The organism is Brevibacillus panacihumi W25, assembly GCF_000503775.1.
GTDB classification, from domain to species: Bacteria; Bacillota; Bacilli; order Brevibacillales; family Brevibacillaceae; genus Brevibacillus; species Brevibacillus panacihumi_A.
Genome location: NZ_KI629782.1, coordinates 1,082,882 through 1,103,250 on the forward strand (window position 1 = coordinate 1,082,882; position 20,369 = coordinate 1,103,250).

Sequence of the window (20,369 nt, forward strand, 5' to 3'; positions counted from 1 at the left end):
GACGTTTCGCAAGCTTTGATTAGACAAGAACCTTTTTAAATTCAGCAGTCAGCAATGGCACGACTTCGAACAAATCTCCGACGATGCCGTAATCAGCGATCTGGAAGATTGGGGCTTCAGGATCTTTATTAATCGCCACGATCACTTTGGAGCTGGACATGCCAGCCAAATGCTGAATCGCGCCAGAGATGCCGCAAGCGATGTACAGATCAGGCGTTACGACTTTACCAGTCTGGCCGATCTGCAGGGAGTAATCGCAATAATCGGCGTCGCACGCTCCGCGGGACGCACCGACAGCAGCACCCAGGACGTCGGCCAGCTCTTGCAAGGTCTGGAACCCTTCTGCGCTCTTGACTCCGCGTCCACCGGATACGATTACTTTCGCTTCAGAAAGATCTACTTTCCCGCTGGTTTTGCGGACGACCTCTTTTACAATGGTGCGCAGGTCTTTGATCTCCAGATCTACAGGCACCACTGTCGCCGACTTCGATTCGTCTGCCGCACCTGCCGCGATATTGTTTGGACGAATGGTGACGAACAGCTTTCCATCGACGAACTTGCGCTTTTGAAATGCCTTCCCGGCATAGATCGGGCGGATGAAAACAGGTCCAGCCTCGATCCCTGTCACGTCAGATACCAGACCGTATCCCAGACGGGCTGCCACGCGCGGCGCCACGTCGCGACCAATCGCTGTATGGCCCAATACGACTGCATCTGGCGCAGCCAACTCGATCAATTGTGTCACAGCCTGTGTATAAGCATCAGGCGTGTACTGTGCCAATGCCTCATGCTCAGCCGCATAGACCATTGCAGCCCCATGATGGCCCAAAGTCGCAGCATGAGCCGCCGCATTTGCACCGAAAACGCCTGCTACCACTTCGCCCCCGTCAGCAATCAATTGCGCTGCTCCCAAGGCTTCCAGCGATACGTTGCGTAGTTGTCCGTCACGCACTTCTGCCAATACAAGTACCTTTTTCATGGAAATCCTCTCCCTCTCTCTTAGATCACTTTCGCTTCGTTGCGCAACAGTTGCACCAATTCTGACGCTTGGGCAGACAGATCACCAGACAAAATGCGTCCAGCCCCTTTTGTTGGCGGCAAAAATTGATCCACGATCTCAGTCTTTGCCGCTACCTCATCGGCAGACAGACCCAGATCATCAGCAGAGAGACGCTCCAAAGGCTTTTTCTTCGCCTTCATAATCCCAGGAAGGGAAGGATAGCGCGGTTCGTTCAATCCTTGCTGGGCAGTGATCAAAACAGGCAGACTGGTTTCAACAACCTCCAGGTCCCCCTCCACGTCACGCTCGACGCGAACTTGGCTTCCGTTAACTTCCAGCTTCACTGCAGTGGAGACGTGATTGATGCCCAGCTCTTCAGCCAGTCGCGGCCCGCCTTGACCAGCTCCCGTATCGACAGCCATCTGACCGCCCAGGATAATGTCAAAGCCGACTTTCTTCGCTACGGCTGCCAGGACTTTAGCCGTCGTGAATTCATCACCGAAAAGAGATTCGTCATCCACCAGCACAGCCTTGTCTGCGCCCATGGCCAACGCGGTGCGAATGGCGCTTTCCGCGCGATCCGGTCCGACGCTGACGACTGTTACCTCGCCGCCATGCTCTTCCTTCAGCTTGATGGCTTCCTCAACGGCATATTCATCATAGGGATTTATGATAAATTCCACACCATCTTCCGAAATGTTTCCGCCTTGAATTACGATTTTCTCTTCTGTGTCAAACGTTTGCTTCAACACAACCAAAATGTTCATGAGGACCCCTCCTTAGTCGAAATGCTACCGCGAAATAGCTGATGAGGCAAACCATTTCTTTCCTTCTCTCTATCGTCGTTCGTCAACGGTCAGAAAATTGCGGCTTGCGTTTTTCTATAAAAGCAGCTACGCCTTCCCGGACGTCTTCCGTAGCAAATGCTTCACCGAACAGCTTGGCTTCTCTCTCCATGCCTTCTTCGGCAGAGAGCGTGCCAGCAGCGTGGATTGCCTCCAAAGCCAGCTTGACGGTCACAGCGCTCTTGTTCACGATGACTGTTGCCAGTTTTTTCGCTTCCTCCAACAATTGCTCGACCGGGTAGACGGCTTCCGCCAATCCGATGCGATGCGCCTCTACTCCATCGATCATTTCGGATGTGAGGATCATCTGCGTCGCCCGACCTTTGCCTACCAGACGAGGCAAACGCTGAGTCCCGCCGTAGCCAGGGATCAGTCCAAGATTCAGTTCCGGCAGGCCGAGCCTTGCTTCCACCGCAGCCAAACGGATGTGGCAAGCCATCGCCAGTTCCAGACCGCCGCCCAGGCAAGGGCCGTTAATCGCAGCAATGATGGGCTTTGGAAAGGTTTCCATTCGGGTAAACAAATCTTGTCCCAGTTTGGAAGCTGCTTTCGCATCCTCCGCATCCATCTGCGTAAATTCTTTAATATCTGCGCCCGCAATGAAAAACCTGCCTTCTCCCGTCAGGACAACCGCCTTGATGGCAGGATCCGCTTCCCACTGCCCCAACAGCTCCTGCAGCTCCTCCAGCACCTTTCTGCTTAATGCATTGGCTGGGGGATTGTTGATCGTAACGATCGCAATGCGGTCTTCCACCTGTACATTCCAATGTGCAGTCATCTCTCACCCTCCACTCTATCAAAAATGAAGGAACAACCATCCTCCGAACGGTCGCTCAGTTTTGCACTTTTATTGTAGCAAAGGTACGTATGCAACAAAAGCTTTTCTTTCCTATTTCCCCATCAAACCGTGCAGGAAGAGATTATGAATGGGGTGAACATAGGAGACAAGATCGTACTTGCACTGTTTCATGACCCAAGCTGTCGTCACTTCGTCCAGCGTGCCGAAAATCATTTTTCGCGCCAAGCGCACATCGAGATCAGGACGGAACATCCCAGACTCCATCCCCTCGCGAATGACCTCGTCAATCAGCGAAAAATACTGCTTCATGACGTTCCCGATGCCCTCGCTGATTATCGGATTGGATTGGCGGAGTTCAATTTGTGTCACCATCGCCAATTCATGATCCTGGGAAAGCTGGCTGAAATGCGCATGAACGAGAACAAATAGCTTCTGCTCCGCCGACGTCGCTTCCGAGATGCGTGCTCTGCATGTTTCGATAAAATTCCCCATCTTTTCGTTAAACAAGGAGATAAGAATATCATCTTTGTTTTCGAAGTAGAGGTAGATCGTACCGTCCGCCACCTTCGCTTCTTTGGCTATTTTGGAAACCTGGGCATTGTGGTAGCCCTGCCTGGCGATGACGCGAACTGCAGCATCGATAATGGCCTGATACTTTTCCCCCGTTTTTTTTGCCATATGTACCTCCACGTTTTACTCGCAGCGATGATAGAATGAATGACTATTCATTCACAATCATAAGTGTAGTATACTTCCTGCTTGGCGTCAATCCTGAGCGGTCGGTCATTTTTTACAAAAACAAAACGGTCATGACCGTTTTGTTTGACCGCAAGCGGTCACATTCACTTTTATGAAAAACGTCGAGACGTTTTTCACAGAAAAAAGACCGTTATCCTGTGAGGGAACGGTCCTGTCAATCCTTTTAACTGGTTTTGATCTGCTCCTGAGCTTCTCTTTGCTTTTTGTCCTCTTCCTGAAGCTGGCGTCTCAGCACTTTACCCACCATCGTCTTCGGCAATTCACTGCGGAATTCGTACAGACGCGGAATCTTGTAGGCAGCCAGCTTTTCTCTGCAATGCTTCTCCAATTCTTCTTCGCTGGCTTCCATCCCCTGCTTCAAGACGACAAAGGCCTTGACGGTCTCTCCGCGATACGGGTCTGGCACACCGATGACCGCAGCTTCCTGAACAGCGGGATGCTCGAACAGAACCTCCTCCACTTCACGCGGATAGATGTTGAAACCTCCAGCGATGATCATGTCCTTTTTTCGATCTACAATATAAAAATACCCGTCTTCGTCCATGTATCCCATATCGCCAGTCAGAAGCCAGCCATCCTTGAGGACCGCAGCCGTATCTTCCGGGCGATTCCAGTACCCGACCATGACCTGCGGACCTTTGACAGCAAGCTCGCCGATCTGGCCAGTAGGCAGCTCTTCACCCGTGCTGGGGTCGAGAACGCGGCTGTCCGTATCCGGCCAGGGCAATCCGATGCTGCCTGTGATACTTCTGCCCCAGATGGGATTGGAGTGAGTAACCGGAGAGGCTTCGGTCAATCCATACCCCTCTACCAGCTTGCCGCCGGTCAACTCCTCGAAGCGATTTTTCACTTCAACCGGCAAAGGAGCCGAACCGCTTACACATGCTTCAATAGAGGACAGATCGTATTTTTGCAGATCGGGATGATTGATCAGTCCGATGTACATAGTAGGTGCTCCGGGGAACAGCGTCGGTTTGGTCTTGCTGATCAACTCCAGCATCTGCTTGACGTCAAATTTAGGTACGAGAATGATTTCTGCTGCGATGGAAATGCCTTTGTTCATGACCGTCGTCATGCCGTAGACATGAAAAAGCGGCAATGCGCCAAGAATGCGGTCTCTTCCCATCTTTAGCTTGTATAAAACAGCTTTGCATTGCACGGCATTGGCGATCAGGTTGGCATGTGTCAACATCACGCCTTTGGCGACGCCTGTTGTGCCCCCGGTGTATTGCAGCAAGGCGATGTCATGCTCGGGATCTACCTCGATCTTCACCGGACTGTTAGCGCTTTCTTTTACTATGGAAAGAAAAGGCTCAACATCGCTGCCGTATGTGACTTGCGGATTGTGCCCGTCTTTTTTTTGCACCAGCGGATACAGCATTCTTTTGAAAAAAGGAAGATAATCGCCGATGCTGGTAATGATGAGTCTTTTCAGTGGGGTCGATGAACGAACGGAAGTGACGCGTTTGTACAGCAGATCCAGTGTGATGATCGTCTCTGCCCCGGAGTCGTTCAATTGATGAATGAGCTCCCGCTCCGTATAGAGGGGATTGGTCATCACGACGGTCGCGCCAGCAAACAGGGCACCATAATAGCAGATCACCGTTTGCGGCACATTGGGCAGCATAATGGCGACGCGATCGCCTTTTTTCACGCCACGCTTGATCAGTCCGTTGGCAAACTGGTACGACAAATCCAACAGCTCACGATACGTAATCCGCTTTCCCATAAAATAAATAGCATTGTTATCGGGATATGTAGCTGCTGACTGCTCCAGAAAATGCGTCAATGAAACACGGGGGTATTCCAATGACGGGGCAGTTTCGGGTGGGTAACTGGCAATCCAAGGCTTGGCATTTGACATGGGTTATCCCTCCATCGCGTAATGGCCTTGCCGTCCCGTATGCTCAGCATTCATAACCTCTTCCTAGTACTCATTCTATTCGAAAGATAGTTAATTTTCCAACAAAATGTTTCGATATGGAAATTTTTTTCTGAAATGTAAAGGAGGGACGCGGCCCAATCTCGCCCCCCTTCCTACTTTATCTTATGTATCAAGGCGATAAAACCTGCCTGATTTGCTGCTGAACCCGCTCTCTCTCGGCCGACGGGACTAAATGGTACCAGCCCAGTACACCGTTGTGCCAGATTCTCTCATCTCTCCCGATCAGGGTATCCGTCTTGAGCAGATTGTCTTTCGGATCTGAAAAGGAAAAAAGCAGCGAGGCGATCTCGCCCTCGGTCAAATCCATTTTGACGTGTTCGCCCATGATGGAAAGCAAGCTGTGCATTTTGGGCAATACCTCGGGAGAAGTCCCCTTCGAGACCAACGCTTCCATAATCTCCTGCTGCCGTTCAATCCGTTGGTAGTCGCTATCCTCTTTGCCAAGGTCGCTTTTGCGGTAACGGGCGTAATCCAGTGCCTGCTCTCCCGTAAGTGTCTGCAAACCGGGCTGCAAATCGATGAAGGTATCATCGCTGGGGTCACTGTATTTCATCCGTTTTTTCACATCGATTGCGACACCTCCCAGCTCATCGACCACCTTGCGAAAGCCTTCGAAATCTACCGTCACATACCGCGAGATCTCGATGCCCAGGAATTGCTCCAGGGATTGCTTGACCAGCTTGGGACCTCCGAAGGCCATTGCGTGGTTCACTTTGTCATACCCGCGTCCTGGGATGCTCAGGTAGCTGTCGCGCGGAATCGAGATCAGATAGGCGGATTGCTTGGCTGGGTGGATAGCTGCCAGCATGATGGTATCCGAGCGGGCAGCCTCGCCGTCTCTGCTGTCAATTCCCAAAATCAGGGCGACGAACGGCTTCATCGGGGTAGTGGCAGAACCCAGGGAGCGAGGCGGTGATGGTTCCGGATTGGCTTGAGCTGAATCTTGAACCTGTCCGTCTATCGGCATGTACCATTTTTCGGCGAGCTGCCTGTACTCCATCACTGTATACGCGACAGCTGCCAGCATGAGAAGAATACACCAGGATACCAGATGAAAGGCGATTTGTTTTCCATACCGTTTGAAAAAGGATTGATTGAACATTGCGCGTGACCTCCCCCGTAAAAGCAAGTCCCTGTCACGCAGCAGCTTGGACAGGGACTTGTTTCCAGTTTTAACGGAAGAGATCTGGTTTAAACCTGCTCGATTCAGGGACGTTCTACGATCAGGGCCATGCCCATGCCGCCGCCTACACAGAGGGCAGCGAGCCCGCGCTTCACCTGGCGCCGCTTCATCTCATGCAGCAGTGTCACGACAATGCGGCAGCCCGTCGAGCCGACAGGATGGCCGAGTGCGATGCCGCTGCCATTTACATTCGTGATCTCGCGCGGCAACCCGAGAAGTTTTTCCACAGCCAGATACTGTGCCGCGAACGCTTCATTCACCTCGATCAAGTCGATGTCTCCCAGCGTGAGGCCGGCTTTTGCCAGCGCCTTATGAACAGCTGGTACTGGACCGTAGCCCATCAGGTCTGGCTCTACACCTGCCACAGCCCAGGAGAGGATGGTTCCGAGCGGTTCGATGCCCAGATCCTTCGCTTTGTTCTCCTTCATCAGCAGGGCAGCGGAAGCGCCGTCATTTAGACCTGAGGCATTTCCCGGCGTTACGGTGCCGTTTTCCCGGAAACCAGGCCGCAGCTTGGCCAAGCTCTCCATCGTGACTCCCCGTCTAGGATGCTCGTCGGTGGTGACCAGAAGGCTTTCCCCTCTCTTTTTCACAGAAACAGGGATGATTTCTTCGGCAAAAATACCGCTGTCGATGGCATGTATTGCATTTTGCTGGCTCCGCAGGGCAATTTCGTCTTGCTCCTCGCGGGTAATGCCATAGCGGTCTGCCAGTCTCTCCGCTGTTTCACCCATCAAGATCTGGTGGTGCGGATCCGTGAGCAGCTCCCACATCGCATCTGTCATTTCGCCATGCGTAAGCCTTTTGCCCCAGCGAGCGTTTTTCAAGACGTACGGAGCATTGCTCATGCTTTCCACGCCGCCTGCCAGCACGATTTCATGGTCGCCCAGGAGGATCTGTGATGCACCGCTGACAATAGCCTGCATTCCGGATGCACATTGGCGTTGGACCGTAAAACCGGTGACCTCATGGCCCAGACCTGCATCGATCGCCACGACCCGGGCGATGTTGGGTTCATCGGTGCGCTGAATGCAGTTGCCCAATATGATTTCCTCTACCTGTCTTCCTTCCAGTCCAGCCCTCTCCAACACGCCTTGCACTGCTGTTTGCGCCAAGCCTCGTGCACTTACATCCTTTAACACCCCGCCAAACGTACCGATTGGTGTACGTCCGGCAGCCGCGATGACGACTCGCTCCATTCCGCTTCCCACTCCTTCGTTTTTTCCTATTTTACCATCTATTGGTTACCGTTGTGGGGACATATTGGCAGAGGCTTTCATCAGAATCGTTACCCACTCCTCGCTGCGCCGCTCCCCCAAGGCCTCAAAGCCAGCTTCTTCGTATGCGGACAGGACCATCTCGCGGTTCCACTCTACGATGCCAGACAAAAGTACATGTCCATTCTGGGCGATCCGCTCTGTTACGACCGGCAGCATGGCTACATCTTCCTCTCCCCCGATGTTGAGCAGGATCAAGTCTGCTTGTTCAGGCAAATTTTCGCGTACAGCCTCCTCGAGGGCATCACCGATGAGGATCTTCAGGGCTTTGTCCGGCACTTGATTATTTGCGGTATTCACCTCGATCTGGTACTCGCTTTGCGGGTTAATATCGATGGCGTAGATGGGTTGACTTGCTCCATTGACGGCACAGTATAAAGAAAGGATGCCTGAGCCCGCACCAATGTCGAGTACGACCTTGTCTGCGACCGGGATCTCCTGAAGGAAAAGCAAAATATCCTGGGTAGTGCCATGGTAGCCAGTCCCAAAAGCAGCTCCAGGATCGATCCATAGTATATTCCGGGCTTCCTTCAACAGATCCGGATCCGTCCAGGTCGGGGCGATCCACCATTCTCCCACTTGCACTTCACGAAATGCCTCTTTCCAGGAATCATTCTCTTCCGCTACCTGTTCTACCTCCCGGATGAAAACGGCACCAGACCAGCGTTCAAGGTATGCCCGCAAGAGCTGCAGATGCGCCTCCTCCTGATGCTGCATCGGCTCGAACACGTAGACGGTGACGGCATCTACGCTATTTTTCGCAAAGTCATAGCCGTTCTCGGTGGTCAGCACCTCAAATGGCGGCTCCGACCAGCCGAATGTGTAGGGACTGTCCAATAATTCCGCAACAAAGACGTCCTCGATTTCCTGGTTAACCTGCAAGGTGTATTTCAACCACTTTTGCTCCACTTTCCTCTTCTCCTTTTCTTCGTTTCCGGTACTCTTCCTCGCATGTTCACAACTGAACATAGCGGGATCATAGGCTGCATGGTATGATACTAGAATGGATCAGTTACCGCAGGGAGGTTGCTCATGTTTGACGAATTCTTTTATCGGCGGCGCAAAAACAAAGGGATGTTGATCCTGATGATCATCTTCGCCATCCTTGGCGTTGGCATGCTTGCCATGGGTATTCTCTTTTTGCGCTAGGGGGTTGCTTTACTTCCCATTGTTTACTCGATTATACTTGAGAATGTGTTTTTCCTGTACGTTTGATATAGAAAGAAGGTTCACTCCATGTCGCGAATTCTCATCTCCGGGTACTATGGCTTCAACAATGCCGGAGACGATGTGGTCCTATACGGCATCATCAGCTCGCTTGTGCGGGAACAACCGAATATCTCCCTGGCTGTGCTCTCCAACACGCCAGAGCGTACCGCCGAGCTGTTTGGGATCGAGGCGTATGATCGCTGGAGTCTGGGTACGATTATCCGTGAGTTGAAGCGAAGCGACATGTTGGTCATGGGCGGAGGAACCCTGATGCAGGACGTGACCAGTCCCCGCAGTGTTCTCTACTATTTGGGGATTGTCATGATTGCCAAGCTCCTCGGCAAGCCTGTCGTCTTTTACGCCCAAGGGTTCGGACCGATCCTGAAGTCGCTGAGCCGCTCCATGATCAAGCGGGTCGTCAATCGCGTCGATATCATCACCGTGCGCGATCACGAATCGGGTGAAGACTTCAAGGCTTGCGGCGTTATACGAGCCCCGATCCATGTCACCGCAGACCCGGCTTTGACTATCTCAGCGGATGACATATCGGACGAGCGTGGCAAAGCTCTCTTGGCAGGCATGTTTGCTGATGCCACGAAGCCGCTTGTCGCCATTTCGGTACGTGACTGGAAACAGGAGCAGCATTTTAAACAAAGCATGGCAAAGGCCGCAGACTGGTTCATCGAGCAGGGCTGGAATGTATTGTTCCTCCCGATGCACGTCCCCAGCGATCTGGCTCCTTCCAGACAAATCATGGATCAGATGACGCAGCAGGGTGCCCGGCTTCTCGATGTTCCCGTCACGTTTCACGATATCATGTCCGTATTGAAGCAATGTGACTACGTCGTCGGCATGCGTCTGCATTCGCTCATTTTGGCTTGCATGCTGCGCATCCCTTTTACCGGAATATCCTACGATCCCAAAATCGATCGTTTTGTCGAAAGAGCTGGCATGCCCAACGCCGGCCATATTACGAAATTGGAAGCCAACTCGTTGCTCACCCTTTTGGCGGAACGGCTGAAGATGCTCGACCAAGAACGGGAGACGATCACACGTCAAGCGCTTCTGTTGGAGCAAGAAGCTGCGAAGAGCAGCGAGCTGGTCTTGAAGGCTCTGCACCGAAAACAATAATGATGATCTTAACAGGAAGGAAGGTAGTCTGGAACATGTCCGTATCCTCTCAAATGTTGCTCGGTTTGAACCGACTCTTTCCCCTGCCCGTTCATCCCTTTAACCTGGCGAACGAAGGGCAGATGAGCTACACCGAATGGCAGTTTCAAAAAGGGGACCAGACGATTCAATTTTTCCTCCCCTATCACTCTCAAGAGCAGATGTTCACAGGCAAGACGGTTTTGGACATCGGCTGTGGCGGTGGCGGCAAGACCTGCTATTACGCCACGTTCAAGCCCGAAAAAATGATTGGCATCGATATCGTCCCCCATTATGCCGTGGAGGGGAATGAGTTTGCCAAGCAGAAAGGTTTGGCGGATGTCGTATCCTTTATGACGGGCGACGCGGCGAATATGTCTTTTGCCGACAATACGTTTGACACGATCATCATGAACGACGCGATGGAACATGTTGGCGAGCCGGAGAAAACGCTGGCGGAGTGTTTTCGCGTGCTAAAGCCAGGCGGGCATCTCTACATTAATTTTCCGCCTTACTATCACCCGTATGGGGCTCATTTGTCTGATGCCATCGGAATTCCCTGGGTGCATGCGCTCTTCTCCGAGCAAGCCCTGATCCGAGCATACAAAGAGCTGGTTCGCGATCTGCCGGACGGCGCTGACCGCCTCTCTTTTCGCTTCAGTACAGGACCGGATGGACGGGAGACGATCTCTTACATCAATCAGATGACGATCAAACGCTTCCGGAGAATTCAGCAGGGAGTCACCCAGCCAGCCGTCTACGAGCGGGAAATTCCATTGCGAAATCAGTTAAAACCGCTGGCCAAGCTGCCCGGGCTGCGCGAATTTTTCGTCAAGATGGTGGTCTGTGTCTATCGCAAGGAAGCTTGATGTTTGCAGTAAATAAAACAAGGGTGCCCAATCGTAGATTCGCTACGTAGGGCACCTTTTTTTAGGGGGAATGACAACTATGGCGATTCTCTCATGACAGGCTCAGCGGATTTTTGTTGGTGGTCATCGGGCTGCGGTGGTGGGGAGGAAACCAGCTAATATTTTGTCAAGAGTATCCTTATTATTTTCTTTGAAGTTGTGCTATATTGTTGAAAAGCATGCAAAATAACCTCTCTAAAGGGAGAGGTTATGGAAATTCATTCCATTACGCTGACTGAAAGTCAGCCTTATAAGGTTCGCTTCTCGTTAAAATGCAGTATATCCAGCGGATTAGCTTATTCACACAAGCAATCACAACCTGTTTGTGGGGCTTTCCTTCCCCCTTTTTCACGTCATAATACTCACGTAATCGCTGATTTACTGAGCTTTGTAAGAGACACCCCTTTCGTCTTCTTACTCCGCATTGTACAGCTTGGTACAGCGCTCTTCGCAAGCGTTTGGAACCCCGTTTGGTAATTCGGTTTGTGCTTGCTGTGAACTTTCCGGAGGATGTGACACTTGGGTCAACCCCAGCGAATGCGACCAATTTCTTTGCGTGGTCAAACCGTTCGATTTCCCCAATTTCGGCCAGGATTGTGGCAGCAATCTTGTTTCCCACGCCGGGAATCGAACGGAGTAGATCATATTCTTTTTTTTCTTCAGCCAGGGCATCTATTTGTTTTTCAAGCTTGGATAGATGCTCCTGGTATTGAAGTAGCAACGTGATGAACATACGTAAACTAAGCACATAACTCTCATGGACCCCTTCTTGAAAGGGGCTTTTTTCTGCCGCTGCCATCATATCTATTGCCTTTTCCTTTGCCCACTTCGGTGACCGTCCACGAACAAGCTTTGTGTTCATACACTCCGCTAGCTTGTCCACTCCTGCCGTTTTTACCGCCCCTGGTGTTGAATACATTTCCAACACTCCCAATGATACCGTTGAATACAAATCCCCAAACACACCTTCATACGTGGGAAAGACCTGGTCTAGGACAGCCCGAAATTGCAATTTTGTCTGAACATACATATCCGTCATTGCCTCATGTTGTCTCGTGAGATGACGTAAATGAAGCCAGTGCGTTTCCTGCTTTTGGTACGGTTCAAACTCCTCTTTGTAATAAAGTTCTCCTAAATGAACCGCGTCCAATTTATCGGTCTTCACTTTTCTTAGGTGCGTTTTCTTAGCCCGCTGGGCTAATAAGGGATTAAGGATATACAGGTCATAATTTTTCTCCTCTGCCCACTCTACAATGGGAAGGTGGTAGTGACCTGTAGCCTCAAGAATAATTGCTGGACGACAACCGCTGTCCTTTTCTACTTCCTTTAGCCTTCCATGAAGCCATTCCAAATCTGTTATGGTATGCGAAAAACGAAATCCTTTTCCGTATAATTTGTTCCGATCCAGAAAGATCTGTGCTTGGCTTTCTCCTTTTGCCACATCGATTCCTACAACTGGATTCACGTTCTTCCTTCCCCTCACTTCTTTTACCGGCAGCCCCTTTAGCACTTGTATGCCATAGCTTCGCATGTGATACGGGATCTTGTCCCAACCAGCCCAAACATAGTTGTACAAGTAGGGGGNTTTGCCTCCCTTTGATCCATTGCCATATACATGAGATCATCAATAATGACCAAATCGGATTCGTTTATTCTTTTAAGCTGCGTTTGTGATTTTGTGAGGTACTCTTGGGTTTTCAATAGATGGATCAACTCTCCCATGGTTGAAAAGGTAACTTGAAAACCCTTTTGTATCGCTTCTAACCCAAGTCCAATTGCAATGTGGGTTTTGCCCACTCCTGGAGGACCAAGAAGGATCAGATTGTACTGTTGTTCTAGCCAATTCAGTTCCTTCAACTGTTTGATTTGGCGGGAACTGATTGACTTTTGCTCATCGATCTGAAATTCATCCAAGGTCTTTTGATAGGGAAACTTGGCCCATTTCAATCTCCTCTCCGCATTTTTTGCTTCTCTCCGTTTCAATTCATAGGTTAAGAGTTCTTCTAGAAATTCCTGATAGGTCCAAGAGAATTTTTCAGCTTTACGAAGGAATTCAGGCAGTTCATTGGCTGTCTCCGCCATCCGAAGATGGCGGAAGTAATTTTGCATGGTCTGTACGGTGCTGTTCAACGTCAAATGCCCCCTAGTATTTTTAAATATTTATCCATTTCCCTCGTTGGTGAAGTGGCTTGTAATGCGGAGAGGTTGCGGAAGTTGCTTGGTATTGCTTGATCGAAACGAGGTTCTGAGGAGGGCTTGGTATCTTTTAGTCGGGAAAGGTGCTGTGCAACATCCCGGAGGTCATTTGCACTCCATAAATGGTCTTTTACACATACATCCAAGGCTTCCTCAATATCAGGTTGGAAATGGGTGATGGCATATTGAACGATTTGCAAATGATCACGTACATACCTCGGATACCGAACGCTTATCTCATGAATAAACAGCATTGCTTTTTCTTGATCGTGAAATTGGCGGATAATGGTCTCCTTATAAGCATGAATCCCTTTAGATGAGAGCGTAAAAAGTTTTGTGTAAATGGTTAAACTTTCCATTAAGGAGATGATCATTTATGCAAGACAAAAGAGATCTTACGATCAAAGAATTAGCAAAGGATTGCCGCACCATCGAGGACGTCCATGTGATGCTGAAGGACCTGTTTCGTGACACGATCCAGCAGTTGTTTGAAGCCGAAATGGATGATCACTTAGGCTACAACAAGCATAGTTCCGACGGTGACCATTGTCCCGTGAAAATAAAGTTTTAGACTCAGAGGCGCGATTTAACGCGTTTTATGAGATTAAAAATCGCCAGACTTCCAAAAATAAGTATTAGACTGACAATAAAAATGAAACAGCGGCGGACCAAGACTTGAAAAATAAAGTCTTAGACTGCCGCTGTCTTTGTTCAACTAACGTATCCCGTTAGTTCAGCAACAACAAGGATATGTTGTTCATTCCTTGGGTGTAAAAAATTATAATTTATTACTCACAGTAATTATTATTCGGCTGCCATAGCATCAGCTTTAGTTACATGTACAGTACCATGTGGATGGTGTGGAGGTGCATATATCGAATAAAGTTTTAGCGGGATATTGCCTGTATTAGTTACATTGTGCCATGTTCCAGCGGGTACCACAATGGCAAAGTCATCAGAGACTTTTCTTACAAAGCTTAAATTATTTTTACTCTTGCCCATTTGAACAATCCCTTGACCTTGTTCAATACGAAGGAATTGGTCAACGTTAGGGTGAATTTCCAACCCGATATCTTCGCCAACGTTAATACTCATCAATGTAACTTGCAAATGATTTCCTGTCCATAAAGCGGTACGATACGTACTGTTTTGCTTCGAAGCCTGATTGATATTAACTACAAACGGTTCAGGTCCATAATCTTTCAACTGAAAAACCAATCGATTATCATGCCATGTATCAGGAGGCATAGTCCTGTAAACATTCTGTCCTCCATAGTTATACATTGGTACATTTACATGATATGGATATGGATATGGATACATATAAGGAACATTGTACATTTTTTTCATTCCCTTCACGCATTTTTCAAATTATCTTATGAAATATACTTAGGGAATGTACCTAGATTCAGCATTATATAGAAAGCTATCGGAAGGGTGCTGTTGAAGGGTTCTGCCCGTTAGCTTTGCTCGCGATCAGACTACAACTTTATTTTCACGGTCTAACACTTTATTTTTCAGTCTAACACTTTATTTTCAATGAACAACCATACAGGAAATAGTCGAAATGGCTACAGCAAAAAGACAGTGAAAACGAAGTTTGGTAACACAGAACTTCGTGTGCCTCGCGATCGCAACGGCGAATTTGAACCTCATATTGTGAAAAAACACGAGACTACCGCAAATGGTTTAGAAGAGCAAATCATTGCTCTCTATGCGAAAGGAATGTCTACGCGAGACATCGAGGAACACATGAAGGATTTATATGGGATTGAAGTGTCAGCGGCGATGGTCAGTAAAGTAACGGATAAGATCATGCCAATGGTGGCGGAATGGCAATGTAGGCCTCTTGACCGCGTTTATCCCATTGTATTCCTTGACGCTATTCATTTTAAAGTTCGCCAGGATAATCGGATCATCAATAAAGCAGCATACAGCGTTCTAGGCATTACAGTATCAGGACATAAGGACATTTTGGGTATCTGGATTGGCGAGCACGAGAGTGCTAGCTTTTGGCTAAATGTGTGTACGGAGTTGAAAAGTCGCGGGGTAGAAGATATCCTGATCGCGTGTAAGGACGGACTCTCAGGATTTTCAGAGGCAATTAATGCTGCGTTCCCGAGAACCCAGATTCAACTATGCGTCATCCACCAGATACGTAATTCAATGAAATATGTTCCCTTCAAAGAAGAGAAGCTAGTCTTGGCAGACTTAAAGAAAGTCTATCAAGCTCTTACATTAGAAGAAGCCGAGGTGGCTTTCGCTACGTTTAAAGAGAGATGGGAGAAAAAATATCCCATTATCATTCGCTCCTGGGAAAATAACTGGATTGAGTTGACCGCCTATTTTAACTATCCTGCTGAAATTCGTAAGATGATCTATACCACAAATATTATTGAGGGATACCACCGTCAACTCCGCAAAGTAACCAAAACGAAAACTGCCTATCCAACCGACGACGCCCTACGGAAGATCATCTATCTTGCAACGATTGAGGCTTCGAAGAAGTGGACTATGCCAGTCAGGAGTTGGAAAGAATGTATATCGCAGCTTGCTATCCATTTTGGAGACAGATTGCAAGCGGAACTGTCCGCCTGATCCATCGGTTGAGCCGGCTTGACATGGAGCCTCTGCGGGCATGAGATCTTGCGATTGGGCGATCCCTGTAAAAACATGCATCGCATGGCAAACGAGCCTATCATGCCCGCCCCTCCATGTAAAGCCTTCGATGTGACTTTTTATTTCTTAAAAACCCATTTACACAAAATAATTTACAATCCCCTTTAGATCGATCACGTGAGTGCTGTCTACTTTTTATAAGCTCTCCTTTTCCGTGGCAAAGCCGATGTCGTGCAAGAACTTCTCCTTGCGGAGTTGCTCTGACAATCAGTTCCTCTTCATGAATCTCGATAAATACTTGATTCTCTCCCCTTGGACGGTATGTCCCTAAAGGAAGGGAGTACCGATTGGATTTATATTTAATCACATTGTCCTTATGGACAGTTCTTGTTATACTGGATCCACGGTTGCTCTCGAAAGAGAGCAGGGGAGAGACTGGCTTCAAGTGTTGCTTTTCGAGGGCGTGCACTTCAACCGGTCTCTTTTTTGTTGTATGGTGCACATTGTAATTGCCTGTCCGTGATAGCCAGGCCAGAGACCGTTCGTTCCATGCATCGATATTGGAGAAAACCCTGTGTTTGGCAAAGTTTCTTTTCACGAATTTCACTACGTTTTCTATCTTGCCCTTACTTTGCGGATCTGCCTTGCGGCATAAATAAAGGCGAAATCCACGTTCTTGCTTATAAGACTGAAATTCACTCGTCAGGATAATGTCTCCTGCATTTTCACTTACGGTGATCAGGTGATCTTGGTCATAAACCAATTCCTCTGGCATTCCTCCGAAAAATACGAATGCGTTTTCATGGCATCTGATTGCATCCCTTGTGGTAAAGGGTCTGCTTTGCCACTCTACATACTTGAAACGGGAGTGGGAGAGAACAAAAGTGATGAAGTATAATCTCACGTCCTTTTTTTCCATATTTTTAACCGTGACTTCTCCCCAATCCACTTGAGCCTGTTGGCCCATTGGCAACTCGTCCACTGCTTCGTGATCACGAATATGTACAATTTTCGGAATATGGTATATTTCCCTTAGCTCACTAACATAGGATCGAACTGTGCTTCCTCCAATCTTAATGGAAGGATATTTCTCCTTTAACCAGTCCTCGACCTGAGAAGAAGACAGATCTGGATGTTCATGTAACCAACTGAGAATCCTATCCCGGTAGGGATTCAACTTTTTGCTTCTGTTACCAAGGGAATTGACCCAATCTGATGCCTCCTCAAAAGTCATATCTAGATATTTATAGACCGTGTTCCTCGACAGATCCAATTTCCTTGCGATGGCTGCCACCTTAAATCCTTGCTCTTTTAATTGATGAACCTGAAGATACAACAGTAATTTTTCCACCTTTCCCATCCCCCAGCCAAGCTATGTTGAACAAGTAATCATAGCTTAACTGGGTTACCAAGTGAAAGAAAAAAGTGTTCATTTCTATTTGGCGGATACTGTTGAATTTAGTTTAGCAGTTACAGACGTAAATGAAGCCAGTGCGTTTCCTGCTTTTGGTACGGTTCAAACTCCTCTTTGTAATAAAGTTCTCCTAAATGAACCGCGTCCAATTTATCGGTCTTCACTTTTCTTAGGTGCGTTTTCTTAGCCCGCTGGGCTAATAAGGGATTAAGGATATACAGGTCATAATTTTTCTCCTCTGCCCACTCTACAATGGGAAGGTGGTAGTGACCTGTAGCCTCAAGAATAATTGCTGGACGACAACCGCTGTCCTTTTCTACTTCCTTTAGCCTTCCATGAAGCCATTCCAAATCTGTTATGGTATGCGAAAAACGAAATCCTTTTCCGTATAATTTGTTCCGATCCAGAAAGATCTGTGCTTGGCTTTCTCCTTTTGCCACATCGATTCCTACAACTGGATTCACGTTCTTCCTTCCCCTCACTTCTTTTACCGGCAGCCCCTTTAGCACTTGTATGCCATAGCTTCGCATGTGATACGGGATCTTGTCCCAACCAGCCCAAACATAGTTGTACAAGTAGGGGGTGAACAGTTTCCTCCACGGGTTTTTCCCAAAAAGGGGATCGTTCTACCCGGCTACCAATAGAGTAAAGCCATTTCCATGAAAAATGGCCAGCCAGTTTTTTCTGGCTGACCTCATAATACGAAAAAGGAGAAAACGCTTAGGCGGGTTGGGATCTTTGCTGGGGGTCATCCTGTCCGCCTCCACTCCAAATGCCTTCGCTTTTTTCCCATTTTTCCTCTGCCAGCTTTCCTAAACCCCTTGCCTCTTTGTTTGCGGGTATCTCATGGAGTTTTCTACCATCTTTTTCTACCATTGCAGTATAATGATTCCAATGAGAGAAGGAGGTACATATGATGACGATCATCCGCAAAAATCCAGATGTTGTTGCTCCCCCGGTTGGCTCCTATTCGCACCTTACGATTGTGCCGAGAGATAAGGATATCCTGGTTTTGGCTGGACAAGTCGGGACGGATCCTGAGGGGAATGTTCCGGCAGATGTGAATGAACAGCTACGGAATGCACTTCTAAATGTGACGCGTATTTTGAATAGTGAAGGCGTTACCTCAGACGGGATTGTGAAAATCAATCTCTGGTTGACGGAAGAGATCGACCGGGATCGCTTTATTGAGATGTGGAACGAATTCCACGGCGGTCAGCCGCCATCTACGACGTTAGCCTATGTATCTGCTTTGGCCCAACCTGCTTTTAAGGTTGAAGTAGAAGCTTGGGCTGCTCGCTAACAAAAAACGCTCCCCGATCGGCAGCAGGTTCATCATTGCAACCTGACTGCCTTACGGGGAGCATTTTATTTTTTTTCATTCCTACGATGACTTGGACGATGCCTGCTTTTTGCGGATCAAATTCATAAACGAGCGCAGCTTGTTGCCTCCTGGGAGCCAATCCAGCTCCTTGTCATCGATCAGCGGGATCAAAAGCAGCGAGCCCAAGTAAATGATCATCCCTACCGCTACGCCAGCCACGGTCTCCACTGCACCCAACAAACGCAGCTTGTCACCCCAGCCGAGCAAATAGCCAGTCGCTTCCGTTGTCCCCCAAGCCAGAACCAGCATCAGATTGGCGACGAGCAAGGGATACAGCGTGTCAAAACGCCAGTTGATCGGTACGTAGACGAGACGGCTGATGGTTCGCATATTGAGAATGCAGACAAAGGCGGTCGCACACAGCCAGGACAACGAGAGTCCATCCATCCCGAACCAGGAGGTAAACAAAAGCGTCGCGGCGATTTTTACGATGACACCATACACCAGGTGACGGGCGGGAATCTTCTCCTTGCCGATTCCTTGCAAGATTCCATTGGTGGCAAGCAACAGCGACAAAGGAATAGCAGTGACACCCAAGATAGCCATAGCCCGCGTCCCCTCGACATCTCCGTACAAAGCGAGGTTCGCCCCTTCTGCCACTGCAGTCAGCCCCAATCCGGCCGGCAGACCGATCAGCCAGGCAAAACGCAAGCTCAGCTTGGTCAAGGTCGTGACGCGCTCCGTATCTCCCTGCCCTTTCGCCTCCGCAATTGCTGGCACGATGGAAAGCGCAATCGAGGAGCCAAAAAGGCTCGCCATTTGCAACAGAGGGCCGCCGCGGCTGTAAATCCCGAACCAGGTGTCAGCCGTCAGCCCATCTACCTGCCAGATGTACCGAAAGATATTAATCGCGAGAAACGAATCGGTCAAGCTGAAAATCGGAATGACCAAAGCACTGAGGCAGATCGGCCAGGCGATTCGCCACATCTTGGCGAAAAAGGCGCGATCATACCACCAGTCCAGCTGCTTCCACTGTGCCCCGACAAAAACCTCGCTCTTTCGGTTGTGCAGCCACAGCAGAAATCCCAGGAAACCCAGGCTTAAAAAGGTACTGATCATCGTCCCGAAATTGACGCCGGTAATGACGGTATCCGTATCTTCTCCAAGGCGGACCAGGTAAAGAGAGGCTATGAGAATAAAGGCTACGCGCAGCGTTTGCTCCACGATTTGAGACAAGCCGACATACATCATTTTCTGGTGACCGTAAAAGAAACCGCGGATGACGGCAATCAACGGCACGAATAACAGGGATAAAGAGATCGCCCGGATTGGCTGGATCAGATGGGGATTGCCCATCAGTTTGGCGATCAATGGCGAGCAGGCATACAGAATCGCGAACAATCCGATCCCAATAGCCCCCATCATGACCATACTACGAGCCATAATTTGGCCGACACTTCCCTTTTTTCCTTCCGCCAGCGCTTCCGCAATCACCCTGGACAAGGCCACGGGCACACCCGCTGTCGCCAAGACGAGAAAGGTCAAATAGAGCGGATAAACCTCCTGATAGAGACCCAATCCATTATCCCCGACGATCTCCTGCAAGGGGATCCGGTAAAACATCCCGATTACTTTTGATAAAACTCCTGCTATGGCGAGAATTAACGCGCCCGCAAGGAAATGGCTTTTTTTCAACATGGGGTAACTCCTTTGTCATGTCCCGGAATGATGGTCCTCCCAAA

16 protein-coding genes and 4 pseudogenes are annotated in these 20,369 nt (G+C 49.1%); 5 read left to right on the forward strand and 15 right to left on the reverse strand.

Annotation, left to right across the window (positions count from 1 at the left end; genetic code table 11):
* Positions 1–19: 19 nt before the first annotated feature.
* The 8 genes from T458_RS34600 to T458_RS34635 form a co-directional block, all read right to left on the reverse strand.
* Positions 20–979 carry an electron transfer flavoprotein subunit alpha/FixB family protein gene (locus T458_RS34600; protein ID WP_023555107.1) on the reverse strand — a complete coding sequence of 320 codons (960 nt, stop codon included), beginning with the start codon at positions 977–979 and terminating at the stop codon, positions 20–22.
* Between the two features lie 20 nt (positions 980–999).
* Positions 1,000–1,767, reverse strand: a complete 768-nt coding sequence (locus tag T458_RS34605; protein ID WP_023555108.1) for an electron transfer flavoprotein subunit beta/FixA family protein — start codon at positions 1,765–1,767, stop codon at positions 1,000–1,002.
* Positions 1,768–1,849: 82 nt separating this feature from the next.
* On the reverse strand, positions 1,850–2,623 hold the full coding sequence (locus tag T458_RS34610) for an enoyl-CoA hydratase (RefSeq protein WP_023555109.1): 774 nt from the start codon (positions 2,621–2,623) through the stop codon (positions 1,850–1,852).
* 111 nt (positions 2,624–2,734) lie between these two features.
* Positions 2,735–3,322, reverse strand: coding sequence for a TetR/AcrR family transcriptional regulator (locus T458_RS34615; RefSeq protein ID WP_023555110.1), 588 nt, complete (start codon positions 3,320–3,322; stop codon positions 2,735–2,737).
* Between the two features lie 244 nt (positions 3,323–3,566).
* Positions 3,567–5,267, reverse strand: coding sequence for a long-chain-fatty-acid--CoA ligase (locus T458_RS34620; RefSeq protein WP_023555111.1), 1,701 nt, complete (start codon positions 5,265–5,267; stop codon positions 3,567–3,569).
* A 190-nt stretch (positions 5,268–5,457) separates the two neighbouring features.
* Complete coding sequence (locus T458_RS34625) at positions 5,458–6,450, reverse strand: LCP family protein (protein ID WP_023555112.1); 993 nt, start codon at positions 6,448–6,450, stop codon at positions 5,458–5,460.
* A 104-nt stretch (positions 6,451–6,554) separates the two neighbouring features.
* Positions 6,555–7,730: an acetyl-CoA C-acetyltransferase gene (locus tag T458_RS34630; RefSeq protein WP_023555113.1), complete on the reverse strand. Its 1,176-nt coding sequence runs from the start codon at positions 7,728–7,730 to the stop codon at positions 6,555–6,557.
* Between the two features lie 45 nt (positions 7,731–7,775).
* Positions 7,776–8,717, reverse strand: coding sequence for a 50S ribosomal protein L11 methyltransferase (locus T458_RS34635; RefSeq protein WP_023555114.1), 942 nt, complete (start codon positions 8,715–8,717; stop codon positions 7,776–7,778).
* Between the two features lie 327 nt (positions 8,718–9,044).
* Between T458_RS34635 and csaB the strand changes: the two genes are divergently transcribed.
* Both csaB and T458_RS34650 read left to right on the forward strand, forming a co-directional pair.
* The gene (csaB, locus tag T458_RS34645; protein ID WP_023555116.1) at positions 9,045–10,148 is read left to right on the forward strand and encodes a polysaccharide pyruvyl transferase CsaB; all 1,104 of its coding nucleotides are present in this window, start codon (positions 9,045–9,047) and stop codon (positions 10,146–10,148) included.
* Positions 10,149–10,183: 35 nt separating this feature from the next.
* Positions 10,184–11,035 carry a class I SAM-dependent methyltransferase gene (locus tag T458_RS34650; RefSeq protein WP_023555117.1) on the forward strand — a complete coding sequence of 284 codons (852 nt, stop codon included), beginning with the start codon at positions 10,184–10,186 and terminating at the stop codon, positions 11,033–11,035.
* 265 nt (positions 11,036–11,300) lie between these two features.
* On the opposite strand, the gene T458_RS34655 is transcribed toward T458_RS34650, so the two are convergent.
* The 3 genes and pseudogenes from T458_RS34655 to T458_RS0128420 all read right to left on the reverse strand — a co-directional run bounded on the left by T458_RS34655 (position 11,301) and on the right by T458_RS0128420 (position 13,629).
* On the reverse strand, positions 11,301–12,539 hold the full coding sequence (locus T458_RS34655) for an IS110 family RNA-guided transposase (RefSeq protein ID WP_031305278.1): 1,239 nt from the start codon (positions 12,537–12,539) through the stop codon (positions 11,301–11,303).
* 120 nt (positions 12,540–12,659) lie between these two features.
* Positions 12,660–13,204: pseudogene (locus T458_RS34660) on the reverse strand (ATP-binding protein); the annotation flags it as partial.
* 2 nt (positions 13,205–13,206) lie between these two features.
* Entirely contained in the window at positions 13,207–13,629 is a 423-nt protein-coding gene (locus tag T458_RS0128420) for a hypothetical protein (RefSeq protein WP_144083809.1), read from the reverse strand.
* Positions 13,630–13,646: 17 nt separating this feature from the next.
* Between T458_RS0128420 and T458_RS34665 the strand changes: the two are divergent.
* A pseudogene (locus T458_RS34665) lies at positions 13,647–13,817 on the forward strand (IS256 family transposase); the annotation flags it as partial.
* 257 nt (positions 13,818–14,074) lie between these two features.
* On the opposite strand, the gene T458_RS34670 reads toward T458_RS34665, so the two are convergent.
* Entirely contained in the window at positions 14,075–14,611 is a 537-nt protein-coding gene (locus T458_RS34670) for a cupin domain-containing protein (protein WP_007780203.1), read from the reverse strand.
* Between the two features lie 204 nt (positions 14,612–14,815).
* Here T458_RS34670 and T458_RS34675 point away from each other — a divergent pair.
* Positions 14,816–15,868 (forward strand): annotated as a pseudogene (locus tag T458_RS34675) (IS256 family transposase); the annotation flags it as partial.
* Positions 15,869–16,049: 181 nt separating this feature from the next.
* Here the strand turns inward: T458_RS34675 and istA are convergent.
* Positions 16,050–17,228, reverse strand: a pseudogene (istA, locus tag T458_RS34680) (IS21 family transposase); the annotation flags it as partial.
* Positions 17,229–17,359: 131 nt separating this feature from the next.
* Complete coding sequence (locus T458_RS34685) at positions 17,360–17,767, reverse strand: IS110 family transposase (RefSeq protein ID WP_171819356.1); 408 nt, start codon at positions 17,765–17,767, stop codon at positions 17,360–17,362.
* A gap of 449 nt (positions 17,768–18,216) precedes the next feature.
* Between T458_RS34685 and T458_RS0128425 the strand changes: the two genes are divergently transcribed.
* Positions 18,217–18,606, forward strand: a complete 390-nt coding sequence (locus T458_RS0128425; RefSeq protein ID WP_252989783.1) for a RidA family protein — start codon at positions 18,217–18,219, stop codon at positions 18,604–18,606.
* Between the two features lie 81 nt (positions 18,607–18,687).
* Here T458_RS0128425 and T458_RS34690 read toward each other — a convergent pair whose 3' ends face one another.
* A complete protein-coding gene (locus tag T458_RS34690; RefSeq protein ID WP_023555623.1) occupies positions 18,688–20,325 on the reverse strand; it encodes a putative polysaccharide biosynthesis protein in 1,638 nt (545 codons plus the stop codon).
* Positions 20,326–20,369: the final 44 nt, after the last annotated feature.